The sequence below is a fragment of the Kitasatospora sp. MY 5-36 genome (assembly GCF_001182915.1).
GTDB lineage: Bacteria > Actinomycetota > Actinomycetes > Streptomycetales > Streptomycetaceae > Kitasatospora.
This window is the reverse complement of the sequence record NZ_LFVW01000707.1, coordinates 1-5,533: the sequence shown is the minus strand read 5'-3', so window position 1 is coordinate 5,533 and position 5,533 is coordinate 1. Positions and strand designations below refer to the sequence as shown.

Annotated in this window: 3 protein-coding genes; 1 reads left to right on the top strand and 2 read right to left on the bottom strand. The window is 72.0% G+C overall.

Translation table 11 applies throughout. The annotated features are described in order from the left end of the window. Positions 1-349: 349 nt before the first annotated feature. Complete coding sequence (locus AE652_RS34145) at positions 350-997, bottom strand: NUDIX hydrolase (protein ID WP_049658738.1); 648 nt, start codon at positions 995-997, stop codon at positions 350-352. 95 nt (positions 998-1,092) lie between these two features. Continuing rightward, on the bottom strand, positions 1,093-2,730 hold the full coding sequence (locus tag AE652_RS34140) for a CTP synthase (protein WP_049658736.1): 1,638 nt from the start codon (positions 2,728-2,730) through the stop codon (positions 1,093-1,095). A 758-nt stretch (positions 2,731-3,488) separates the two neighbouring features. Between AE652_RS34140 and AE652_RS34135 the strand changes: the two genes are divergently transcribed. Continuing rightward, positions 3,489-5,486, top strand: coding sequence for a glycoside hydrolase family 15 protein (locus tag AE652_RS34135; RefSeq protein WP_049658734.1), 1,998 nt, complete (start codon positions 3,489-3,491; stop codon positions 5,484-5,486). Positions 5,487-5,533: the final 47 nt, after the last annotated feature.

Genomic DNA, 5,533 nt, shown 5'->3' with positions numbered 1-5,533 from the left:
CGCCCGCAGCGCGGCCAGTTCGGCGCGCCGCCCGACGAACAGCGTGGGTGCGGCCGGCAGCCGCTCCAGGCCCGGGACGGCCCCGGCGGGCGCGCCGGGGCCGGGGTCCATCGTCGCCGTCTTCCTCGCCACCCGTGCCACTCCCGACGTCATCCCGCGCTCGGCATCCGACACCCGGCTTCCGGTGCCCGGCCTCCGGAGTTCAGCGGAGGCGGCCCGGGACGGGCGCCCTGTCTGCGAAGCGTAGTTCGACCGTCCGGCTCAGCCGAGGTGACATCCGGTCGTACGAATCCGCAAATCACCCCAACGACTCAACGACCGGCGGCCGGCCGTCCCCCGAGCGGCCGACTCAGGCCTCGAAGGGGCGAGCCGGCCAGGGCGAGTCCGCCGGGCGCAGCGCGTCCAGCCCGTCCGGGCCGGTGAGCGCGGCGTGCACGGCGAGGGTGCCGGTGACCAGGGTCGGGTTGTGCAGCTTCCCGGCCTGGATCAGCCGGATCAGCTCCGGCACCGGCACCCAGGCGACCTCGATCTCCTGCTCCTCGCCCTCGGCCGCGTAGCGCTCGCCCTCGGCCGGCGCCAGGTCGGTGGCGAGGAACATCCGCAGCGCCTCGTCGGTGCCGCCCGGGGAGGTGTAGTAGTCGGCGAGGATCCGCCAGGTGCCGGCCTTGCAGTACGCCTCCTCGTACAGCTCGCGCTGCGCGGCGTGCCACGGGTTCTCGCCGGGCACGTCGAGCAGGCCGGCGGGCAGCTCCCACAGCCGCTGGCGCACCGGGTGGCGGTACTGGCGCAGCACCAGCACCCGCTGCTCGTCGTCCAGGGCGAGCACCGAGACCGAGCCGGGGTGGGTCTGGTAGTCGCGGCGGGCCCAGCTGCCGTCGGGCATCCGGACCTCCTCGCTGCGGACCCCGGTGACCTTGCCCTGGAAGGGCGTCCCGCCGGCCCGGACCTCCCACTCCTCGGCCACGTCGGCGATCCCCTGGCGGCTCTGCTCGTCCATCGCTCTCCCCTTTTCGTCAGTACGACACAATCTAACGCCGAACGGCGGCCCCGCGGGAATCGCGGGGCCGCCGTTCGGTGAACGACCGGGGAGGACTACTCGGAGACCGCGGTCTTGATCTCGATGGCCGCCTTGACCAGGCCCGCGAACAGCGGGTGCGGGCGGGTCGGGCGGGACTTCAGCTCCGGGTGAGCCTGGGTGGCCACCAGGTAGGGGTGCACCTCGCGCGGGTACTCGACGTACTCGACCAGGTCGCCCTTGGGAGAGAGGCCGGAGAACTCCAGGCCGGTCTTCTCCAGGTCCGCGCGGTAGGCGTTGTTGACCTCGTAGCGGTGGCGGTGGCGCTCCTCGACGTACTGCTCGCCGCCGTAGACCTCACGGACGATCGAGCCCTCGGCGAGCTTGGCCGGGTACAGGCCCAGGCGCATGGTGCCGCCCAGGTCGCCCTTGCCGTCGACGATGGCCAGCTGCTCGGCCATCGTGGAGACGACCGGGTGCTTGGCGGCGGCGTCGAACTCGGTGGAGTTGGCCTCGGGCAGGCCGGCCAGGTTGCGGGCCGCCTCGATGACCACGCACTGCAGGCCCAGGCACAGGCCCAGCAGCGGCACCTTGTTCTCGCGGGCGAAGGTGATCGCGCCGACCTTGCCGTTGACGCCGCGGTCGCCGAAGCCGCCGGGGATGCAGATCGCGTCGACGTCGCCGAGCTGCGCCCGGGCGCCCTCGGGGGTCTCGCAGTCGTCCGAGGTGACCCACTTGATCTCGACCCGGGCGTTGTTGGCGAAGCCGCCGGCGCGCAGCGCCTCGGTCACCGACAGGTACGCGTCCGGCAGGTCGATGTACTTGCCGACCAGGGCGACCTTGACGATGTGCTGCGGCTCGTGGACGCGGCGCAGCAGGTCGTCCCAGGTGGTCCAGTCGACGTCGCGGAACGGCAGGTCCAGGCGGCGCACCACGTACGCGTCCAGGCCCTCGCCGTGCAGCACCTTGGGGATGTCGTAGATCGACTTGGCGTCGATGGCCGCGACCACGGCCTCCTCGTCCACGTCGCACATCAGCGAGATCTTGCGCTTGATCGCCTGCGGGACCTCGCGGTCGGCGCGCAGCACGATCGCGTCGGGCTGGATGCCGATGTTGCGCAGCGCGGCGACGGAGTGCTGGGTGGGCTTGGTCTTCAGCTCGCCCGAGGGGCCGATGTACGGCAGCAGGGAGACGTGCACGAAGAACACGTTGTCCCGGCCGACCTCGTGGCGGACCTGGCGGACGGCCTCCAGGAACGGCAGCGACTCGATGTCGCCGACGGTGCCGCCGACCTCGGTGATCACGACATCGACGTCCTCGGTCGCCATCCGGCGGATCCGGGACTTGATCTCGTTGGTGATGTGCGGGATGACCTGGACGGTGTCGCCCAGGTACTCGCCGCGGCGCTCCTTGGCGATGACGGTCGAGTACACCTGGCCGGTGGTGACGTTCGCCGAGCCGTGCAGGTTGGTGTCCAGGAACCGCTCGTAGTGACCGATGTCCAGGTCGGTCTCGGCGCCGTCGTCGGTGACGAACACCTCACCGTGCTGGAACGGGTTCATGGTGCCCGGGTCCACGTTGAGGTAGGGGTCGAGCTTCTGCATCGTCACGCGCAGGCCGCGGGCCTTGAGCAGCGCGCCGAGGCTGGAGGCGGTCAGCCCCTTTCCGAGCGAAGAGGCGACACCCCCGGTGACGAAGAGGTGCTTGGTCGTCACGGCGCGGCCGTTCGCTGCCTTGCCGGAATGGGGCTGTGCCAAGAGGGGGCTCCCGTGGGTCGCGTGTCGAAGCAGACGTGGGCGGGAGGCTCGGGGTTCGCCGTGACGGGAGGCCGGCTCGGTGCGCGGCGCTCACTGGGTCGTCGGTTCGGCTGGTCCGGGGCGTTTGATCCCGCCGGTCCACGGGATACCAGGGTATCAGTGACGCGACCCGGACGCCGATCGAGGCACGCGCACCGCGCCGGGAGCGCGCGCGGGGCGCACGACCGGCGCATCACACGCCACAGGTTTCACACCGGTCGCACAACCCGCCGGACCGGGCCAGAGCGCGGTGTCCGTCCGGACCATCCCGGCTCCCCCTGCCGGGCCAGGCGGAGGTGATCCTTCCGGACCATCCTGCGCCGCGCCCTCGCGATGCACGGCATTTCCGCCGAATTGCGGCGCCACACCGGGCTGCGTCCGCGTGCTTCGCCCCTTTCGTCCGTCGTAAGCTGCTCGGACGCATCGCCGACAGCACGAGCACGCGGAGGGCGTGGGAGGGTCAGGACACTCCCGGTCCCCGATGCGCGACCGGACCTCCCCGTATTCCCGCTCATCCCCACCCACTCCAGGGGCTCGACCGAGCCCCGCGGACACTCCAGCAAGGCCCGACACCACCCCCGGCAGGCCGGACGTCCCGGGGTGGACCTCCGGCCCCGCAGACCGCTCGCTCCCTCCGCTCGCCGATGCCCTGACCACATTGCGAACTGGAGATCCACGTGGCCGGCCGTATCGAGGACTACGCACTCATCGGGGACATGCAGACCGCTGCCCTGGTCAGCAGGGACGGGGCGGTGGACTGGCTCTGCCTTCCCCGCTTCGACTCGCCGGCCGTGTTCGCCGGCCTGCTCGGCACCGATGAACACGGCTTCTGGCGGATCGGCCCGGCCGAGGCCGTCGTCACCTCGGTCCCCCTCCCCGCGACGGCCCCGGCCCCCTCGCCCGCACGGGTCCGCATCGCCGAGACCGCCGACCTGCGGGTGCCCCCGCCCACCGCCGCCGCCCCGGCCGTGCCCGCCGACCGCCGCCGTTACCGGGGCGACTCGCTGATCCTGGAGCAGGAGTGGGACGCCCAGGGCGGCACCGTCCGGGTGATCGACTTCATGCCGCCGCGCCCGCTGGCCGGCAAGGACGCCGTCCCCCAGGTGATCCGGATCGTCGAGGGCGTCTCCGGCACCGTGCGGATGCGCTCCGCACTGCGGATGCGCTTCTCCTACGGCCGAGTGGTGCCCTGGGTGCACCGCGTCGAGCAGGCCGACGGCGGCCACCGCACCGTCGCCGTGGCCGGCCCCGACTCGGTCTGGCTGGACGGCAGGGCCGAGACCTACGGCCGCGACCTCACCACCTACGCCGACTTCACCGTCACCGCCGGGGAACGGATCGCCTTCGCCCTCACCTGGCAGGCCTCCCACCTCGACGCGCCCAAGCCCCCGGACGCCGAGGGCATGCTCGACGCCACCGCCGACTTCTGGCACGACTGGGCCGACCAGTGCACCTACCAGGGCCCCTACCGCGAAGCCGTGATCCGCTCCCTGATCACCCTCAAGGGCCTCACCTACGCCCCCACCGGCGGCATCGTCGCCGCCCCCACCACCTCCCTGCCCGAGGACATCGGCGGCGAACGCAACTGGGACTACCGCTACACCTGGCTGCGCGACGCCGCCATCACCCTCTCCTCCCTGCTGCGCACCGGCTACCGCGACGAGGCCAAGGCCTGGCGCGAATGGCTCCTGCGCTCCGTCGCCGGCGACCCCGAGAACCTCCAGATCATGTACGGCATCGCCGGCGAGCGCGAGCTCACCGAGTCCTCCCTCGACTGGCTGCCCGGCTACGAGGGCTCCCAGCCCGTCCGCATCGGCAACGGCGCCGCCGGACAACTCCAGCTCGACGTCTACGGCGAGGTCGTCGAAGCCCTCCACCTCGCCCACATGACCGGCCTCGTCCGCAACGACCACGCCCACCAGCTCCAACTGCGCCTGATCGACTACCTCGAGGACCACTGGCAGAACCCCGACGAGGGCATCTGGGAGGTCCGCGGCCCCCGCCGCCACTTCGTCCACTCCAAGGTGATGGCCTGGGTCGCCGTCGACCGCACCATCAAGCTCCTGGAGCAGACCCCCGAGGACGAGCCCACCGGCGGCCACCTGGAGCGCTGGCGCGCGCTGCGCGACACCATCCACGCCGACGTCTGCGAGAAGGGCTACGACCCGGAGCGCAACACCTTCACCCAGTACTACGGCGGCAAGGAGCTGGACGCCTCGCTGCTGCTGATCCCCCAGGTCGGCTTCCTGCCCGCCGACGACAAGCGCGTCATCGGCACCATCGAGGCGATCCAGCGCGAACTGTCCACCGAGGACGGCTTCGTGCTGCGCTACCCGACCCACGACGAGTCGGGCAACAACGTGGACGGCCTCTCCGGCCACGAGGGCGCCTTCCTGGCCTGCTCGTTCTGGCTGGCCGACGACCTCGCCATGATCGGCCGGGTCCAGGAGGCCCGCGAGCTGTTCGACCGGCTGCTCGCGCTGCGCAACGACGTCGGCCTGCTCGCCGAGGAGTGGGACCCGCGCCTCAAGCGCCAGGTCGGCAACTTCCCCCAGGCCTTCAGCCACGTCCCGCTGATCGACACCGCCCTGCGGCTGACCGCCTGCGGCGCGGCGTACCTGTCCGCCCAGCCGGACGGGCCGGCCACCGACCGGGCCGAGCGGGCCACGGTCTAGGGGCGGACCTAGGGCCTGTCTTCAAACTCGCGTCTGCGGGGCGACGC

Bases quoted from the DNA above. Each gene is read 5' to 3' on its own strand.
- AE652_RS34145 (WP_049658738.1), bottom strand. From the start codon at position 997: ATGGACGAGCAGAGCCGCCAGGGGATCGCCGACGTGGCCGAGGAGTGG.